This is a genomic window from Bowdeniella nasicola (genome assembly GCF_900107735.1).
In the GTDB taxonomy this organism is placed as follows: domain Bacteria; phylum Actinomycetota; class Actinomycetes; order Actinomycetales; family Actinomycetaceae; genus Bowdeniella; species Bowdeniella massiliensis.
Map to the genome: position 1 here is coordinate 136,212 of NZ_FNQV01000001.1, position 15,472 is coordinate 151,683.

The following is a 15,472-nucleotide window of genomic DNA, read 5'->3' on the forward strand; positions in this document are numbered from 1 at the left end:
CATATATGGCACATTACAGGTGTGGATACCGATGCATATAGCGCCTACCGCGGGGCGAAGTGGAATCGGCTCGATGAGCTGGCCGGGCGGCGCTCGCTCACGGGCGAGGAGATCGATGAGCTTGCGCAGCTGTATCACGCGACCTCGCGCGACCTCTCGCTCATTCGCACCGCGGCGCCGGATCCGAGCGTCATCTCGCGACTGTCGATCTCGGTGGCGCGGGCGCGCGCCCGGCTGACGGGCTCGGAGAATTTCTCGCTGGCGGGCATCGCCAAGTTTTTTATCGTGACGCTGCCGCTCGCGTTTTACCGGGTGCGCTATCAAACGCTCGCGGCGGGGCTACTGTTCGTGCTCGTCGCGGTAGCCTACGGGTACGCGTTCTATCATTCGCCCGCGATGCAGGCCCAGGTGGGCACGCCCTCGCAGCTGCGGCAGTACGCCGAGGAGGCCTTCGTCGCGTACTACACGAACTATCCCGCGCCAGATTTCGCCGCCCAGGTGTGGACGAATAATGCGTGGATCGCGGCGCTCGTCGTCGGATCGGGCATTACCGGGGCGCTGCCGGCCTACGTCATGTACGCCAACGCGACGGGGGTGGGGCAGGCGGGCGCCGTCATGGCGATGCACGATCACCTCGACGTGTTTTTCTATTCCATCCTGCCGCACGGGCTGCTGGAGCTGACGGCGATTTTCATTGCGGCCGGGGCGGCGTTCAAACTGTTTTGGGCGTGGGTCTCGCCCGGTAATCGCACGCGCGCGACGGCGCTGGCCGAGGACGGCAGGACGCTCGCGATCGTCGCGGCGGGCCTCGTCATCGTCCTCGGTGTCTCCGGCCTCGTCGAGGGGTTTGTCACGGGTTCGGAGCTGCCGACGCCGGTGAAGATCGCCATCGGCGCGCTCGCGCTCGCGGCGTATTGGGCCTACACGCTCTACTTTGGTGCGCGTGCCCGTCGGCTGGGCTTCGATGGCGACCTCGCCGACGATGACGCCGGCTACCGCCAGCTGGAGGGCGCGCTGCGCTAGAGCTTGCCGGTGGCCTTGAGCTGCAGGTACATATCGGCCAGGTCCGGCGGGAGGGCGTCGGCCGAGGATTGCACGACGAAGGCACCGGTGCGGGCGAGGGCCGCTACCGCGTCGCGCGCGGAGAGCAGGGAGTGCTCGGCGGCCGCGGCGGTGTAGATCTCGGCGAGGTCCTCGCGGCGCTGGGTCAGGTCATTGAGCTCGGTGTCGTAGGCGCCGGCGACGACGACGGTGTGCTGGGCGGCGAGCGCCGCGACGGCGGTGCGCATGGAGCCGGAGATGACGCTGGAATCGAGCGCCGTCGCGATGACGACGAGGCTGCGCTGGGAGACGGTGCGGCGCACGAGGGAGGCCGCGAGGTGCCAGTCCGTCTCCCCGAGGTTGGGTTCGACGTCGGCGAGGCCCACCGCGAGCTCATGCATGAGCGTCGTCACCGAACTGGAGCGCACGTGGGCGCGCACGGCGGTATCGACGGCTAGGACATCGATGCGGTCCCCGGCGTGGCCGGCGAGGGCCGCGAGCAGCAGCGTCGCCTCAATGGAGGCATCGAGCCGGATTTCGTTGCCGAGGCGCACGGCGGACAGGCGCCCGGTGTCGATGATGACGACGACGCGGCGGTCGCGCTCGGGGCGCCAGGTGCGGACCATGACGTCCTGGGCGCGGGCGGTGGCGCGCCAGTCGATCGCGCGCACATCATCGCCGATGACGTATTCGCGCAGCGAGTCGAATTCCGTGCCTTGGCCGCGGATGTTGACCGAGGATTGGCCGTCCATTTCGCGCAGCCGCGCCAGGCGCGAGGGCAGGTGCTGGCGGGCGTGAAACGGCGGCAGGACAAGCAGCGAGCCCTCGACGGTGCGCGTGCCGGTGCGGTAGGCCAGCCCCAGCGGGCCGGCGACGCGGATCGCGACCTGCTGGCTGCGGCGTTTGCCGCGCCGAACCGGCATGAGCTCGGCTGTGAAGCGTCGCCGCTCCTGCGGCGGGATCGTCAGGCGCCCGGACTCGGGCTGGATACGGGCGGTGGGCTGCCACACGTCGCGCAGCTGGATGCGGGCCGTGCGGCTGCCGCCGTTATAGACGGCGAGCGAGGTTACGGCGCTCGCACCCAGGCGCACCGTCGTCGGGTTGGTGGAGCGCACGAAGGAGAGCGTCGCGGGTTTGGGCGCGAGCAGAACGTCGAGCGCGATCAGGATCGCGAGGATCACCGCCCACAGCGCCACCGTCGAGGCGACGGGGCGCACCGCCACGAGGATGATCCCCAGGGCGGCAAGGATGACGGAGCGGTGGGTGAGCGCCATGGCTAGCGCGGCACCGGGACGTTGGAGAGCACGGATCCGATGACCTGCTGCGTGCTGATGCCCTCGAGTTCGGCTTCGGGGCGCAGCGAGACGCGGTGGCGCAGGGTGGGCAGGGCGAGGGCCTTGACGTCATCGGGCGTGACGAAAGTGCGGCCGCAGAGCCAGGCCCAGGCGCGCGAGGCGGCCAGCAGCGCCGTGGCGCCACGCGGCGAAACACCGAGCTTGAGCGAGGGCGAGACGCGGGTCGCGCGCACGATGTCGACGGCATAGGCGAGCACGGCCTCATCGACGTCTACCTCGGCGACCTCGGCGCGTGCCGCCGCGAGGTCCGCGGGCGAGGCGACCGGGCGCAGGCCAGCGCCGTGCAGGTCACGCGGGTTGAACCGGTGGGCGTGGCGGCGCATGATCTCGATCTCGTCCTCGCGCGGGGGCACGGGCAGGACGAGCTTGAGCAGGAAGCGGTCGAGCTGGGCCTCGGGCAGCGGGTAGGTGCCCTCGTACTCGACGGGGTTTTGCGTCGCGACGACCATGAATGGATCGGGCAGCGCACGCGGTGTGCCGTCGACGGAGACCTGGCGTTCTTCCATCGCCTCCAGCAGCGAGGCCTGGGTTTTGGGCGGCGTGCGGTTGATCTCGTCGGCGAGCAGGAGGTTCGTAAAGACGGGGCCTTCGCGGAACTCGAACGCGGAGGTCGCGGCGTCGTAGATCATCGAGCCCGTGACGTCGCCCGGCATGAGGTCGGGCGTGAACTGCACGCGCGTCGTCTTGACGTCCAGGGTTGCCGCGAGCGAGCGCACGAGCAGCGTCTTGGCGACGCCCGGCACGCCCTCGAGCAGGACGTGGCCCTGCGCGAGCAGTGCGATGACGAGCCCGGTGATGGCGCTGTCCTGACCGACGACGGCCTTGCCGATCTCGCTGCGCAGCGCGGCAAGGCGCGAGCGCGCCGGCGATTCGCTCGGCGGGGCAGGGCGGGCCGGCTCAGCCGGGGCTGTCGAGGCGGGCGCTTCGAACTCCGGCGCCGCCGGGGAGTCCTGGTGAGATTGCGCCTCGGGCGTTCGCCCGTCGTCGGCGGGGTGCTGGGCGAATCGGGACTGGTCACTCATGACAAGTGGACCTCACTTTCCAAGCGGGTGAGTTCGGATGCGAGTTCTTGCAGGTCCGCGCCGCGCTGCGGGGCCGGGCCGTACAGCAGGTGGCGCAGGTTGGCGGCCGGCCGGGAGGATGCGGCCGCGATGGCGGTGATCGTGGCGTCGGCGCCGGCTTCCCGGCTCAAGCCGAGCTGACGTTGCAGGCGCGCGATCGTGCCGGAGCGCAGGGCGCCCGCAGCATGCTCGGTGGCGCGCCGCGAGGCGTAGAGCCTGCCAACGCCGCGCACGATCTCGCCGCCGCGCACGACGACGGGCAGCGATTCGGTGGCGACGGGCCCGAAGCGCGGCGCCCAGTAGGCGATTGCGACGACGGTGAGCAGGAGCGCGAACCACATGAAGGAGCGGAACCAGGCCGGGGCGTAGACGAAGAACTGCGAGGAGTCTTCGTAGACGGGCAGGTACCACACGAGGGTCGGGTTCTGACCGAGTGAACGCATCGCGAGCGCGGCATTGCCGTCGTCGGCGAGACGCTCGTTTGACAGCAGCGTGCCGTCGGCAATCGCACGCCAGGACGCGCCGTTGTGCTCCCAGACGGCGTAGGCGCCGCTGCCCTCGAAGGTGAAGCACAGCTCCACGCCGTCGCGCAGCGCGGTCATGGATCCGCGCGGCGGCGAAATCCGTGAGGCGGCGACGGCATCGGGCTGTGAGCACTGGGCCGTGACGGCCACACTCGAGCCTTCGGCGGCCGTGTCGACGGCATCGGTGAGCGCACCGAAGGGCAGGTAGGGCGTGCCAACCAGGACGACGTCGGAGGGAAGGTCCGCGAGCTGCTCGCGTTGGAAGTCAGAGAGCAGGTCGGTGGCGGCGATGAAGACCGTCACGCCCTCGCGCGCCTGCGCGCGCACGTCCGCGAGGGAGGTGGCTGTCACGATGTCGACGCCCTCACGCTTGAGGAGTTCGGCGAGCGCCCGGCCGCCGCTCGGGCGCGTAGAGTCCGGGCTGAGGTTGCCGGAGGTGCCCGATTGCCGCATCGCGGAAAAAATGATGAGGATCAGTGCGCCAATAATGCACAGCGCGATGATCGGCCAGCTCCACTTGGAGGTGGCGCGCCGGGATTTCATGTTCAGCCCGAGCGCCTCGGGGCTATACAGATCGCTCATCGCTGCCCCCGTGCGCCCTCATCGGATACCTCGACCTGCGGCGCGAGCGTGGCAAGGCGCGGTTTGATGAGATCGATGAGGCGGATGAGCGCCTGATAGGCCTGTTCGCCGAGCAGCACATCGCCGTAACTTGCGGCGTCAAACAGGTCAGCCTGCGCGTGCAAGGAGCGGCCGTATTCGGAGTCGAGCGCGCCGAGGTCGCGGGCCGCTTCCTGCGCGGTCATGCCGGGACGGTCGGCGATCAGGGCGCGCTCATCGGCGTAGCGAATGAGGGCACGGAATTGCTCGCGGAAGGCCTCGGTGTAGTTGCCGCTGGCCGCATAGTTGCGGGCCCTGCTCACGAGGGTCGAGCTATCGGCGTCGTCCTCAAAGAGTCGGGCCGAGCCGCGCCGATCCGAGCGCGCCGCGGCCTGGCCGCGAATGCGCCGGAAAAAGACGATGGACAGCACAAGCGCGACGAGCACGATCGCGAGGATCGCGACGGAGAACATCGGCGAGGAGGACGTGGGCGAGACGTCGAAGACTTGGCCGAGTTTTTCGCTTATCCAGCGCAGAGCACGCATGAACAGGCCAGGCTCGTGGTGGTAGATCGCCTTGTCGAGCTCTTCGCGCGCAGCACGACGCGCCTCTTCGGCATCCGGCGTCACCGGGATCTCTAACCACCTCACGAACAACGACCTAGGTAGCCGGATTCTCCGCCGCGGCGCGCTGCAGGAGCAGGTCGAGACCTTCCTTGCGCATCCGCGTATCGGTGTAGACCAGCGTGACGACGGCCGCGAGGAATGGCGTGAAGACCAGCTGAACGAGGGAGCCAATAATGGAGGAGGCGATCGTGCTCATCGAGGTCAGGGACATGAGGTCGGTAGCGGCCCCGGAGCCCCCGATGACCGCGGTGATCAGCGTCGTGATAAGCCCGGTGACGATCGCGGACATCGCCGCGAGCAGGAAGACCGTCAAGAACAGCACGCCCGCGATCCGCCAGAAGAGGCCCTTGGTGAGGCTAAAGGAGCGCTTGACCGATTGGAAGACGCCGACCCGCTCGGCCATGAGTGCTGGCGTGGCGAGGGAGGTCTTGACGAGAAACGCGAGCCACCCGACGGCAAGGGCGGTGACCAGCAGGAAGCCCACAATGACGAACGCGAATGCCGAGGACGTCTCGGTGCTCAAGGAGGAAAAGACGAAGAAGGAGGCGAGGGCCAGGAGGGCGAAAACCGCGATGAAATAGATGACGCCCGCGAGCGTGATGAGGATCGTGAGCCCAATCAGCGGCAGGATCCGGCCCTTGGCCTGCTCCCACACCTGCGCGAGGGTCACGCGCTTGCCGAGGATCGATTGAGTGACGCACTGGATGAGCAGGCCGGTCAGCACCGTCGAGGCAATGAACGAGAGCACTGCGGGGCCGGCAGTAGAGGCCAGGAGCGTGACGACGTCGCGGTCGGTCACGACGAAACCGTCGGGATTTGCCGGATTGAAGGCCTCGATCCGGGTGAGAACCGGATTGACGACGAGGAGCTCCAGGATGAGCGAGCCAAAAATGACAATGGCCGCGACACCGAGCATGACCCCGGGGTTGAACCGGATAGCTCGAAAACCGCCGTCGAAAAACTCGCCAAGCTTCAGCGGGCGCAGCGGGATGATGCCGGGCTGGGCCTCCAGGTAGGTGGGGCGCAACTGGATTGGTTCGTAGCCGGTCGGCGATGCACCCTCCCCGAATCGCTTGTGCCCGTAGGGGCCCTGTTCTCCTGCGGGAGGCTCGGCCGCCGGGGGGCCAGCGACCGGAGGGGGGCCAGAGACCTGGGGAACGTTGTCCCAAGACCATTGAGTCTCGTCGTTGGGATGCCGATTATCGTGCGGCGGTTGTGTCACGGCCCCTCCTTAGTCGTTCACTATCGTGCCACAGCGCCGCGCCCAGGCGCATCACTCGGGCGCCCGCGCGCCAAATTTGCGACAATAACACCATGACGTGGCGAATTTTGGTCGTAGACGACGATACGGCGCTTGCCGAGATGATTGGCATTGTGCTCTCGGCCGAGGGCTTCGAACCGGTCTTTTGCGCCGACGGCGCCAAGGCGGTGGAGATGTTCCGCAGCTCCGAGCCTGATCTCGTCTTGCTCGACCTCATGCTGCCTGGGATGGGCGGCATCGAGATCTGCCGCATTATTCGGGAAGAATCGGGCGTTCCGATCGTCATGCTCACCGCGAAGTCGGACACGACGGACGTCGTCGCGGGCCTGGAGGCGGGCGCCGATGACTATATCCCCAAGCCCTTTAAACCCAAGGAGCTCGTCGCGCGCGTGCGGGCGCGGCTGCGGCGCAAGGACGATGATGCCTCCGAGCGCCTCATGATCGGGGACCTCGCGATCGATGTCTCCGCGCACGAGGTGCGCCGCAACGGCGAGCTCATCAGCCTCACCCCGCTCGAGTTCGACCTGCTTGTGGCGCTCGCCCGTAAACCCTGGCAGGTCTTCTCCCGCGAAGCCCTGCTGCAAGACGTCTGGGGCTACCGCCACCAGGCCGATACCCGACTTGTCAACGTCCACGTCCAGCGGCTGCGCTCCAAGGTCGAACGCGATCCGGAAAACCCCGAGATCATCATTACTGTGCGCGGCGTGGGCTACCGGGCAGGCAACCCGGCACAGTGATGGCGGCGCCCTCCAGCTGGCGCGGCCGGGTGCGGCGCCGCATTTCGGGCCTCGGGCGGCGCTGGCGCTCCTCGCTCGCGGTTCGCGTCGCCACGATGATCGTCATGGCGGGGGCGCTCGCGCTCGCGATCGTCGGCGCGTTCGTCTCCACCTCGATCCGCGACGGCGTATTCGAGGATCGGCTCGATCAGGTGCTGTCCGACGCGCTGTGGCGAGCGAATCACGCCCAGGCCTCGGTCGATAACGCGAGCATCCAATCGACCGCGCAACTGCAGCGGGTCATCTACGACGTCATTTACGAACAGCGCCTGTCCTCCTCCGGCACCGTCGGCGTCATGCTGCTGCCGCAGGCCGGGCAGAACCCGACGGCCGGCTACTACGTGACCGACCGCGCGCTCGTGGACCTCGTCAGTAGCGAGCTGCGCGAGAAGATCGATGCGAGCGATGCCCAGCTGTGGCAGTCGGTGCGGGTGCCAACGCCCGCGGGCAGTGCGCCCGGCGTCGTCGTCGGGCAAAAACTCAACCTGCCGCTGGCCGGGCCGTACGAGTTTTATGCCGTCTATTCCCTCGCCGTCGAGCAGCAGTCGGTCAACCTCGTGATGAACATTTTGTACGTCGGGGCGTTTTCCCTCATCCTCGTTCTTGCGGTGCTGACCTGGGGCGTGACCTTCCAGATCCTGAAGCCCGTGCGCCAGGCGGCGCTGTCGGCCGAACGCATCGCGGCGGGCGTGCTCGATGAGCGAATGGATGTCAAGGGCAGCGACGAGCTCGCCACCCTGGGTGCGTCGTTCAACATGATGGCGACCTCGCTGCAGGAGCAGATCGTCGCGCTGGAGGAGCTCTCGCGCGTGCAGCGCCGCTTCGTCTCCGACGTCTCCCACGAGCTGCGCACGCCGCTCACCACCATCCGGATGGCCGCCGAGGTGCTGCACGATGCGCGCGCGAACTTCGATCCGGTCACCTCCCGCAGCGCCGAGCTGCTGTACGCCCAGCTCGATCGCTTCGAATCGATGCTCGCCGATCTGCTGGAGATCTCGCGCTTCGATGCGGGCGCCGCCGTCCTGGACGTCGAGGACACGGACCTGCGTCAGGTCATCACGAACGTCACCGAGATGGCGAGCCCGCTGGCCGCCACCCGCGGGGTCCAGCTGCGCCTCGCCTTGCCGGAGCGGCCCGTCGCGGCCGATATCGATCCGCGGCGCATTGAGCGCATCATCCGCAATCTCGTCATCAACGCCGTCGAGCACTCCGAAAACGCCGATGTTGATATCACGCTCGCGGCCGATGAAACGACCGCCGCGATCCGCGTGCTCGACCGCGGCATCGGGATGGACAGCGAAACCGCCGCCCACGTCTTTGACCGCTTCTGGCGGGCCGATACCTCCCGGGCGCGCGTCATCGGCGGCTCCGGGCTGGGCCTTGCGATCTCGCTGGAAGACGCCCGGCTGCACGGCGGCGATCTCGCCGCCTGGGGCGAACTCGGGGTAGGGGCCGCCTTCCTCCTGACACTGCCGCGCCGCGTCGGAACGCCGATGGGTCCGAGCCCGCTGGCGCTGAACCCCGCCGTGGAGGTCGCCTCGTGAAACTCCTCATCCGCCTGATCGCCCTGCTTGCTGCCCTCGCCTTGGCGGCGTGCACCGCGCTGCCCGATTCCGGCCCGGTCAACTCCTCCCAGCCACGGCTGCCCGATCGCAGCGAGGTCGACGTCCTTTATTCCGGCCCGACGGCAAACGCTCCCGCCGTCGACATCGTCGAGGGTTTCCTCGCCGCCTCCGCCGCCGGTTACTCCGATGATTTCGCCGCGGCGCGCCTGTACCTGACGGAGTCGGCCGCGCAGTCCTGGAACCCGCACGCCAGCGTCGACATTATTGCCTCCGATGAGCCGCAACCGCCGGAGGAGATCGAATCCGGGGCCGTGCGCGTCACGCACATGAGCCTGGCCGAACTCGACTCGCGCGGGCGCTATACCGCCAAACGCCAGCCCGTCGAATCCGTGCGCACGTTCTCGCTGATGAAAAACGCCGACGGCCAGTGGCGCATTGCCGCCCTGCCCGACGGGCTCGCCATCCCGGATGTGCGCTTCGACCAGATTTTTGACCGCGTCCCGATCTACTTCTATTCGCCCGACGCCGAGGTCCTCGTGCCCGAACCGCGCTGGTTCGCCCGCCCCCAGATGGTCTCCGGGGCACTCGCGGCGCTGCTGTCCGGCCCGAGCTCCTGGCTGCAGCCCGCCGTGCGCACCGCTGTGCCCGACGGCACGCGCATCCAGGGCGGCGTCACCGTTACCGATGACACGGTCAGCGTCGACCTCGACGTGCCCGAACGGCCCGATCCGGAAGATCTGCAGCGCCTGTACGTCCAGGTCCAACGCACCCTCGCGGGCGCGGCGGGCATTCAGTCCGTCACGCTGCGGCTGGACGGCAGCCAGGTCATTCCGGCCGCCACCACCCCGCTGATTGATGCGCCCGGAGCGCCCGCGCAACCCGTCGCGATCTCCGAGGGGAGCCTCGTGCGCTTTAACGGGCGCGACCTCGTGCCCGTGCCCGGCGCGGACCAGCTGCCGGGGCCGTTGCGCGCGCCGTCGGCGCCCTACGAGGGCAGCTCCGGCTCGATCGTCGTCCTCGACGGCGCCGGCGAGGTGCGTACCGTCGCCTCCGGCCAATCGCCCTCCGAGGTCCTCCTTACCGGCTCGAACCTCATCCCGCCGAGCATCGACCGCCTCGGCTGGGTCCTGACCGGCGAGCAGCACAACACCGGCAGCCTCATCGCGGTGCAGCACGCGGGCGAACAGATCACCGTTGCCGCGCCCTGGCTCGCGGGCCAGCGCGTGACGCGGGTGCGGATTTCGGCCGACGGCTCCCGCGCGATCGTCCTCGTCAGCGTCGGCGACGCACTTATCTTGCGGGTCGCGGCCGTCACGCGCGATGATGCGGGCCGTCCGATCGAACTCGCCTCGCCCGTCGACGTCGTGCTGTCCGCCGGGCAGGTGCTCGACGCCGACTGGGTCGGCGCCTCCGACCTGGCCGTCCTTGTGCGCAATCAGCTCGAGGACCAACCCGATGTTGTCCTCTCCTCGCTCGGCGGTCCGCGCGTCTCCCTGTCGACGGTCGCCGGGGGAGTGCAGATCGCCGCGGGCACCTCGGACCGCTCCATCATCGTGACGACGAGCGAGGGCGAGCTCTTCGTGCGCGCCGGCGGTGGCTGGCGCGCCGCAGCGAGCGGCGTGAGCGACCCGAACTACGCCGGCTAGCTGGCCGTGCCCGTCCCCATCGCGCAGATCGCCCCAGCTACCACCCGAGCGCGGGGCGCGCTCCCGCGCGACCGGCGGCCGCCGCGCCACGATAGCGCCATGTCCTTTCCCCTTGCGCGCCTCGGGCGCGACCTCGCCGATCTCATCACGCCCGTCGCGTGCGCGGGCTGCGGCCGCAGCGATATCGCGCTGTGCGACAGCTGCGCGGCCGAGCTGTTTTCGCCGCTGCGCCGCGTGGATGCCGACGCCCGCTATCTCGCCGGCCTGCTGCCGACGTGGGCCGCCTGTTCCTACCCGCGCGTGCGCTCGATCGTCCTCGCCTACAAGAACCACACCCGCCGCGATATCGCCACGACGATCCGAGCCGCCGCCCGCAGCGCGGGCGACCAGTTCATGGGCGCCGCGAGCGCCGAATCCCACGTCGCCTACCACCTGGCGGACCACCTGCACCGCGGCGGCGCCCTCGTTCTCGTCCCCGCGCCCTCGGGCCGGGCGAGGCGCTGGCGCCGCCGCCTCGTCGCCGCCGAACTCGCCGACGCCCTCGCCCACGGCATCGCCGAGGCCGCAGCCATCCGCATCGGGCGCCCTGCACGCATTGCGACGGCCGACATCCTGCGAAAGCCGCTTGCCGCCGAGGTCTCCGGCCACCTCGCCGGGCTCAACTCCATGGATCGGGCGGCCGCGCGCCGCCACGCCGTCACGGTGGTGGCCCCGCTGCGCCCCGACGATGTCGTCCTGCTCGTCGACGATGTTGTCACGACGGGCGCGACTCTCGCCGCAAGTTATCGCGCCCTGAAGGCAGCCCGGATCCGCGTCGCTGGCGCGATCGCGCTGGCCGCAACCCCGGCCTCTTCCAATGGCCTCGCGGGTGAGCGGTCATCGAAGCGCAAAGCCGACTACACTTGAAGTACGCAACGCAGCGGAGGTGAGAGACCACAGCCCGTCGGTCGCCAGATGCGAAGTGCATCACCGGCGGTGATCGAATGTCGCGGAGGGCGCTGATGCTCTCCCATTCACCCATGGAGGTTCACAATGGAAATCGTCGTCGTCGGACGTAACACCGAGATTTCCGACAGGTTCCGGGACCACGTCGAAGAAAAGCTGGAAAAAGTCGAGCAACTTGCACCGCTCGCACAGCGACTCGATGTGGAACTCAACCACGAGAAAAATCCCCGCCTGGCCGATCGCGCCGAGCGGATCGAACTGACGCTACGGGGCAAGGGTCCCGTCGTCCGCGCCGAGGCCTCCGCCTCCGATCGCTACGGCGCCCTCGATCTCGCCTATGCCAAACTGATGGAGCGCTTACGTCGCGCCCGCGATCGCCGCAAGAACCATCACCGCTATCCGGTACCCAACCCCGAGGATTTCCCGGTCGGCCTCGACGAGACGCCGCTGACGCCGAGCGAACCCGAGCAGGACAAGGTCGAAGCGCCCACCGAACCTGGTGTGGCCGTCGAATCCCAGCTCGGTGACAGCCCGGTCATCGTGCGCCAAAAGCTGCACGAAGCCACCCCGATGACAATCGATCAGGCCCTGTACGAGATGGAGCTCGTCGGCCACCCGTTCTTCTTGTTCATCGACGAGGAGACCAAGCAGCCTTGCGTGGTCTACCACCGCCACGGCTGGACCTATGGCGTGCTGCGTTTGGATACGACCGTCACGAGCTAAGCCCGTGTGTACCTAGGGGCGGCCAGGACATCCTGGCCGCCCCTAGGGCGTGTTGCTAAAGGATTGGGGGACGGTGAATGCGCGAGTCTGGAGTCATGTCGCGCGATGCCATCAGACCCGTGGACATGGTGGACGCGGTGCTAGTCACGGCGGCTAACCTACCCGGCCCCCTTCCCACCCACCTTCGGGAGTGCATGGCCATAGACCCGACCGAATCCTCCCCTGGGGTGCGCCAGGCACCCGGCCCACGCCCGGGCGCGACTGAGGCAGAGTCGGTTGTTTCTGGAAGGCCGAAGCCGCACCACAACCCTCGCCGGCGAGCCGGGACGTGCCTCCACCCATACCCCCCTGGACACCCACGTCGAGGCCCCCATGGGATGATAAATTCGGTCACACGCCGACGGAGGGGATCCGATGACAACGCACACCACCACGGCCGGCCGCCAGCCGTCCGAGACTCCCACGGCAGTCCGCGGGATTAGCGCGCTGCGCCACCCCGTGGTCTCCGGCGGGCTCATCGGAGTCATCGGCGGGACAGCCTTCCTCTTCGCCGGCCTCTCTGGGGTGTCCTCACCGACACAGGGCCCACTGCGCGGGCTGGCTGCCGCCTTGGCCACCTTCACCCTTGCAGTGATCCTGTTCCGCCGCAGGGTCCTCCCCGAGCTGCGCCCGCCTGCACCGGGGGCGGCACGTGTTTACGGGGTCGCCGTCGTCGTAATGCTCCTGCTGATGCCGGTCACGCGCCTGGTCGCTCAGGCCTTACATGCCCCGACGGCGCAGAGCGCTTTGGTGGCCGCCGTCGTCGGCGCGCACTTCCTCCCCTTCGCTCGGGTCTTCCATGCCCCGGTGTTCTGGTGGATCGGCGGGTCCATGGTCGCCCTCGGCCTCTGCGGGGCACTCCTGGCGGTCCTGGGCATGCACGTGGCCGGGCCGGCCGGCGCCGCGGCGGCCGGTGCGGCGATGCTCGTGAGCGTGGCAGCGCAGGCGTTCCGACAACACGCCCCGGGCACCACAGCAGCCACTGAACAGTCTGCCGCGTGGCCCAATCCGGGCTCACGCCCTTAGGGCGTGTTGCTAAAAGGTTTCAAGGGGTGGATGCGTCAGTCTTGAGGGGTGTCGCGTGATGTCATCTCGGACGAGGTCTGGGCCGTGATCGGCCCGCTGTTCCCCGAAGCCAAGACCACCGGGCGTCCGCCCGTGGATCGGCGCATCGTGGTCGGGGCCACCGCGTGGCGCTTCCGCACCGGCGCGCCGTGGCGGGATCTGCCCGAGCGGTTCGGGAACTGGAACACGATCTACAAGAACTTCAACCGGTGGGCCGCTCAGGGCGTGTGGGAGCGGGTGCTGGAGAAGACCCAGTCCTTGGCGCAGCAGGGTGGCGAGCTGGACTGGGTGGCCTCGATCGATTCCACGATCGTGCGCGTCCACCAGCACGGGGCGACCCTGCCCCGCCCCACAGGGGGCCGTGATGAACTACAAGAAATCCGGGACGGAGCCGGCTGATCATGCCATCGGACGCTCCCGCGGCGGTCTGACGACGAAGTCGCATCTGGTCTGTGATGGCAAGGGCAGGGTGCTGGCGTTCGTGGTGACCGGCGGGCAGGTGGCCGACACCTCGATGTTGGCCACCACGCTGGAGCAGATCAGCGTGGCCGGCGCCCGTGGGCGGCCCCGGACACGGCCTGACCGCCTGATTGCGGACAAGGGCTACCCCTCGAAGGCGAACCGTGCCTGGCTGCGCCGGCATGGCATCGCGGCCACGATCCCGGAGCGAGCGGATCAGATCGCGCACCGGCGCCGCCGCCCAGGAAGACCGATCGACTTCGGTGAAGACCAGCGCCAGCGCTACCGGGGACGCAATGTCGTGGAGCGGTGCTTCAACCGGCGCAAGCAGTGGCGAGGAATCGCGATGCGCTCGGACAAGTACGCCCGGAACTATCACGCCGGGCTCTGCCTCGCCGCGACACTGCATTGGCTGACTACTACCCTTTAGCAACACGCCCTAGTCTTATCCCATGACACCAACACGCCGCCTCAGCCGCAGGGCGGCCCGCCGCGCCGCCCTGTGCGGGCCCAGGGCCTTGACCGGCCCCTCGAAGCGGAGCGGCACCGGACCCTAAATCGCGCCGATATCGCTCGCACCGTCGCGCGCATGGGCGTGCTGCAGATCGACTCCGTCAACGTGCTGGCACGCGCCCACTATGTGCCCCTGTTTTCCCGCCTCGGCAGCTACGACACCGGCTTGCTGCACGCGGCGACGGCCGCGCCGCCGCGCCTCCTGCTCGAGCAGTGGGGTCACGAGGCGTGCTTCGTTCCGCCAGCAACCCACCGCCTACTGGCCGGTTTTACTCGCCGCTGGTCCTCCGGGCATCGGATCGACGCGCATCCCGGCGCAGCTAGGCTCCGCGAGCGAATCCTGAGCGAACTTCACTCCCGCGGTCCTGCCACTGCCCTCGAGATGGCTAGCCGTCTTACCGCCCATGACCTCAGCGCACCCGAACAGGAACTCGCCGAGGCAACGACGGGTCACGATTGGAACCGCGGAGCGATCAAAGTCCTGCTCGAAAACCTCTTCGATGAGGATCTCGTGACCACCGCTGGGCGAACCGAGTACTTCCACCGGATCTACGCGCTCAGCCGGGCCGCCCTGCCGCCGAGTGTGCGCGATGTTCCACCGGCCCCGCGCAGCGAAGCGATCGCGCGCCTGACTGAGCTGTCCATCGCCGCGATCGGGATTGGCGACCTCGCCGCGATCGCGGATGTGTTCCGATTGCCGCCGCGCGAGGTCGCGCCTGAACTCGACCGCTTGCGCACCAGTGGCGAGGTCGAGGCCGTGCACATCGAGGGAATCGAGCGTCCCTACTACCTGGACGCAGCGCTCACGGTCCCGCGCGCTGTCGCCGGTGCCCGCTTCCTCTCGCCGTTCGACCCGCTCATCTTCTTCCGTCCGCGGGCGCTGCAGTTCTTTAGCCTGGACTACCGCATCGGCATTTACACGCCCGCAGCCAAGCGCACTCGCGGCTATTACAGCCTGCCGCTGCTCGTCGACGGCGAGATCGTGGCCCGCGCGGACCTCGCCCTCGATCGGAAAACCGCGACCCTGCAGGTGCGCGGAGCCTGGGACGAGGACGAGGTCAGCATCGATGAGGTGCGCCGCGATGAGGCCGCTCGCGCCGAGCTCGAGCGCCTCGCGACCTGGCTCGGCGCCACGAGCATTCGGGTTCCGAGCGATGCCCCGGGCGCCGCCGCCGCGCGCTGGCGGCGCTGGTGAGTCTTCCGCCGAGATCGAACGGAGCGCAGGGGAGTAGGGCCGATCCGCGCAAAGTCGCTACCATGTAACAGGTACCAA

Annotated in this window: 15 protein-coding genes; 10 read left to right on the forward strand and 5 right to left on the reverse strand. The window is 68.7% G+C overall.

What is annotated here, in order from left to right:
- Positions 1-21 precede the first annotated feature (21 nt).
- Complete coding sequence (locus BLU67_RS00665; RefSeq protein ID WP_092560971.1) at positions 22-1,023, forward strand: stage II sporulation protein M; 1,002 nt, start codon at positions 22-24, stop codon at positions 1,021-1,023.
- On the opposite strand, the gene BLU67_RS00670 is transcribed toward BLU67_RS00665, so the two are convergent.
- From BLU67_RS00670 to BLU67_RS00690, 5 genes are read right to left on the reverse strand one after another with little or no spacing between them, the layout of a single operon-like run.
- Entirely contained in the window at positions 1,020-2,315 is a 1,296-nt protein-coding gene (locus tag BLU67_RS00670) for a DUF58 domain-containing protein (protein ID WP_092560973.1), read from the reverse strand. The two genes, BLU67_RS00665 and BLU67_RS00670, sit on opposite strands and share 4 nt — an antisense overlap.
- Before the next feature lie 2 nt (positions 2,316-2,317).
- Positions 2,318-3,418, reverse strand: a complete 1,101-nt coding sequence (locus BLU67_RS00675) for an AAA family ATPase (RefSeq protein ID WP_092560975.1) — start codon at positions 3,416-3,418, stop codon at positions 2,318-2,320.
- Positions 3,415-4,563 carry a DUF4350 domain-containing protein gene (locus tag BLU67_RS00680; protein ID WP_092560977.1) on the reverse strand — a complete coding sequence of 383 codons (1,149 nt, stop codon included), beginning with the start codon at positions 4,561-4,563 and terminating at the stop codon, positions 3,415-3,417. Before BLU67_RS00680 ends, BLU67_RS00675 begins: the two co-directional genes overlap by 4 nt.
- Positions 4,560-5,231 carry a DUF4129 domain-containing protein gene (locus BLU67_RS00685; protein WP_143027289.1) on the reverse strand — a complete coding sequence of 224 codons (672 nt, stop codon included), beginning with the start codon at positions 5,229-5,231 and terminating at the stop codon, positions 4,560-4,562. The genes BLU67_RS00680 and BLU67_RS00685 overlap by 4 nt, the downstream gene beginning before the upstream one ends.
- A gap of 10 nt (positions 5,232-5,241) precedes the next feature.
- Positions 5,242-6,429 (reverse strand): DUF7847 domain-containing protein, encoded by a 1,188-nt coding sequence (locus BLU67_RS00690; RefSeq protein WP_143027290.1) that lies wholly within the window; start codon positions 6,427-6,429, stop codon positions 5,242-5,244.
- 92 nt (positions 6,430-6,521) lie between these two features.
- On the opposite strand from BLU67_RS00690, the gene mtrA reads away from it, so the two are divergent.
- The 9 genes from mtrA (at position 6,522) to BLU67_RS00730 (ending at position 15,394) form a co-directional block, all read left to right on the forward strand.
- Entirely contained in the window at positions 6,522-7,205 is a 684-nt protein-coding gene (mtrA, locus tag BLU67_RS00695) for an MtrAB system response regulator MtrA (RefSeq protein ID WP_092560983.1), read from the forward strand.
- On the forward strand, positions 7,205-8,788 hold the full coding sequence (mtrB, locus tag BLU67_RS00700) for an MtrAB system histidine kinase MtrB (protein WP_092560985.1): 1,584 nt from the start codon (positions 7,205-7,207) through the stop codon (positions 8,786-8,788). Before mtrA ends, mtrB begins: the two co-directional genes overlap by 1 nt.
- On the forward strand, positions 8,785-10,455 hold the full coding sequence (locus tag BLU67_RS00705; protein ID WP_092560987.1) for an LpqB family beta-propeller domain-containing protein: 1,671 nt from the start codon (positions 8,785-8,787) through the stop codon (positions 10,453-10,455). The genes mtrB and BLU67_RS00705 overlap by 4 nt, the downstream gene beginning before the upstream one ends.
- A 99-nt stretch (positions 10,456-10,554) precedes the next feature.
- A complete protein-coding gene (locus BLU67_RS00710) occupies positions 10,555-11,361 on the forward strand; it encodes a ComF family protein (RefSeq protein WP_092560989.1) in 807 nt (268 codons plus the stop codon).
- Between the two features lie 126 nt (positions 11,362-11,487).
- Entirely contained in the window at positions 11,488-12,123 is a 636-nt protein-coding gene (gene hpf, locus BLU67_RS00715; RefSeq protein ID WP_092560991.1) for a ribosome hibernation-promoting factor, HPF/YfiA family, read from the forward strand.
- Positions 12,124-12,537: 414 nt separating this feature from the next.
- On the forward strand, positions 12,538-13,188 hold the full coding sequence (locus BLU67_RS00720) for a hypothetical protein (RefSeq protein ID WP_092560993.1): 651 nt from the start codon (positions 12,538-12,540) through the stop codon (positions 13,186-13,188).
- Between the two features lie 48 nt (positions 13,189-13,236).
- Positions 13,237-13,626, forward strand: coding sequence for an IS5 family transposase (locus BLU67_RS12660; protein WP_410002409.1), 390 nt, complete (start codon positions 13,237-13,239; stop codon positions 13,624-13,626).
- Positions 13,592-14,116, forward strand: coding sequence for an IS5 family transposase (locus tag BLU67_RS12665; RefSeq protein WP_410002410.1), 525 nt, complete (start codon positions 13,592-13,594; stop codon positions 14,114-14,116). The genes BLU67_RS12660 and BLU67_RS12665 overlap by 35 nt, the downstream gene beginning before the upstream one ends.
- A gap of 159 nt (positions 14,117-14,275) precedes the next feature.
- Positions 14,276-15,394: a winged helix-turn-helix domain-containing protein gene (locus tag BLU67_RS00730; protein WP_143027292.1), complete on the forward strand. Its 1,119-nt coding sequence runs from the start codon at positions 14,276-14,278 to the stop codon at positions 15,392-15,394.
- Positions 15,395-15,472: the final 78 nt, after the last annotated feature.

Coding starts and splice junctions, on each gene's coding strand:
- BLU67_RS00710 (WP_092560989.1), top strand. CDS start 10,555: ATGTCCTTTCCCCTTGCGCGCCTCGGGCGCGACCTCGCCGATCTCATC.
- mtrB (WP_092560985.1), top strand. CDS start 7,205: ATGGCGGCGCCCTCCAGCTGGCGCGGCCGGGTGCGGCGCCGCATTTCG.
- BLU67_RS12665 (WP_410002410.1), top strand. CDS start 13,592: ATGAACTACAAGAAATCCGGGACGGAGCCGGCTGATCATGCCATCGGA.
- BLU67_RS00680 (WP_092560977.1), bottom strand. CDS start 4,563: ATGAGCGATCTGTATAGCCCCGAGGCGCTCGGGCTGAACATGAAATCC.
- BLU67_RS00670 (WP_092560973.1), bottom strand. CDS start 2,315: ATGGCGCTCACCCACCGCTCCGTCATCCTTGCCGCCCTGGGGATCATC.
- hpf (WP_092560991.1), top strand. CDS start 11,488: ATGGAAATCGTCGTCGTCGGACGTAACACCGAGATTTCCGACAGGTTC.
- BLU67_RS00720 (WP_092560993.1), top strand. CDS start 12,538: ATGACAACGCACACCACCACGGCCGGCCGCCAGCCGTCCGAGACTCCC.
- BLU67_RS00675 (WP_092560975.1), bottom strand. CDS start 3,418: ATGAGTGACCAGTCCCGATTCGCCCAGCACCCCGCCGACGACGGGCGA.
- BLU67_RS00730 (WP_143027292.1), top strand. CDS start 14,276: ATGGGCGTGCTGCAGATCGACTCCGTCAACGTGCTGGCACGCGCCCAC.
- mtrA (WP_092560983.1), top strand. CDS start 6,522: ATGACGTGGCGAATTTTGGTCGTAGACGACGATACGGCGCTTGCCGAG.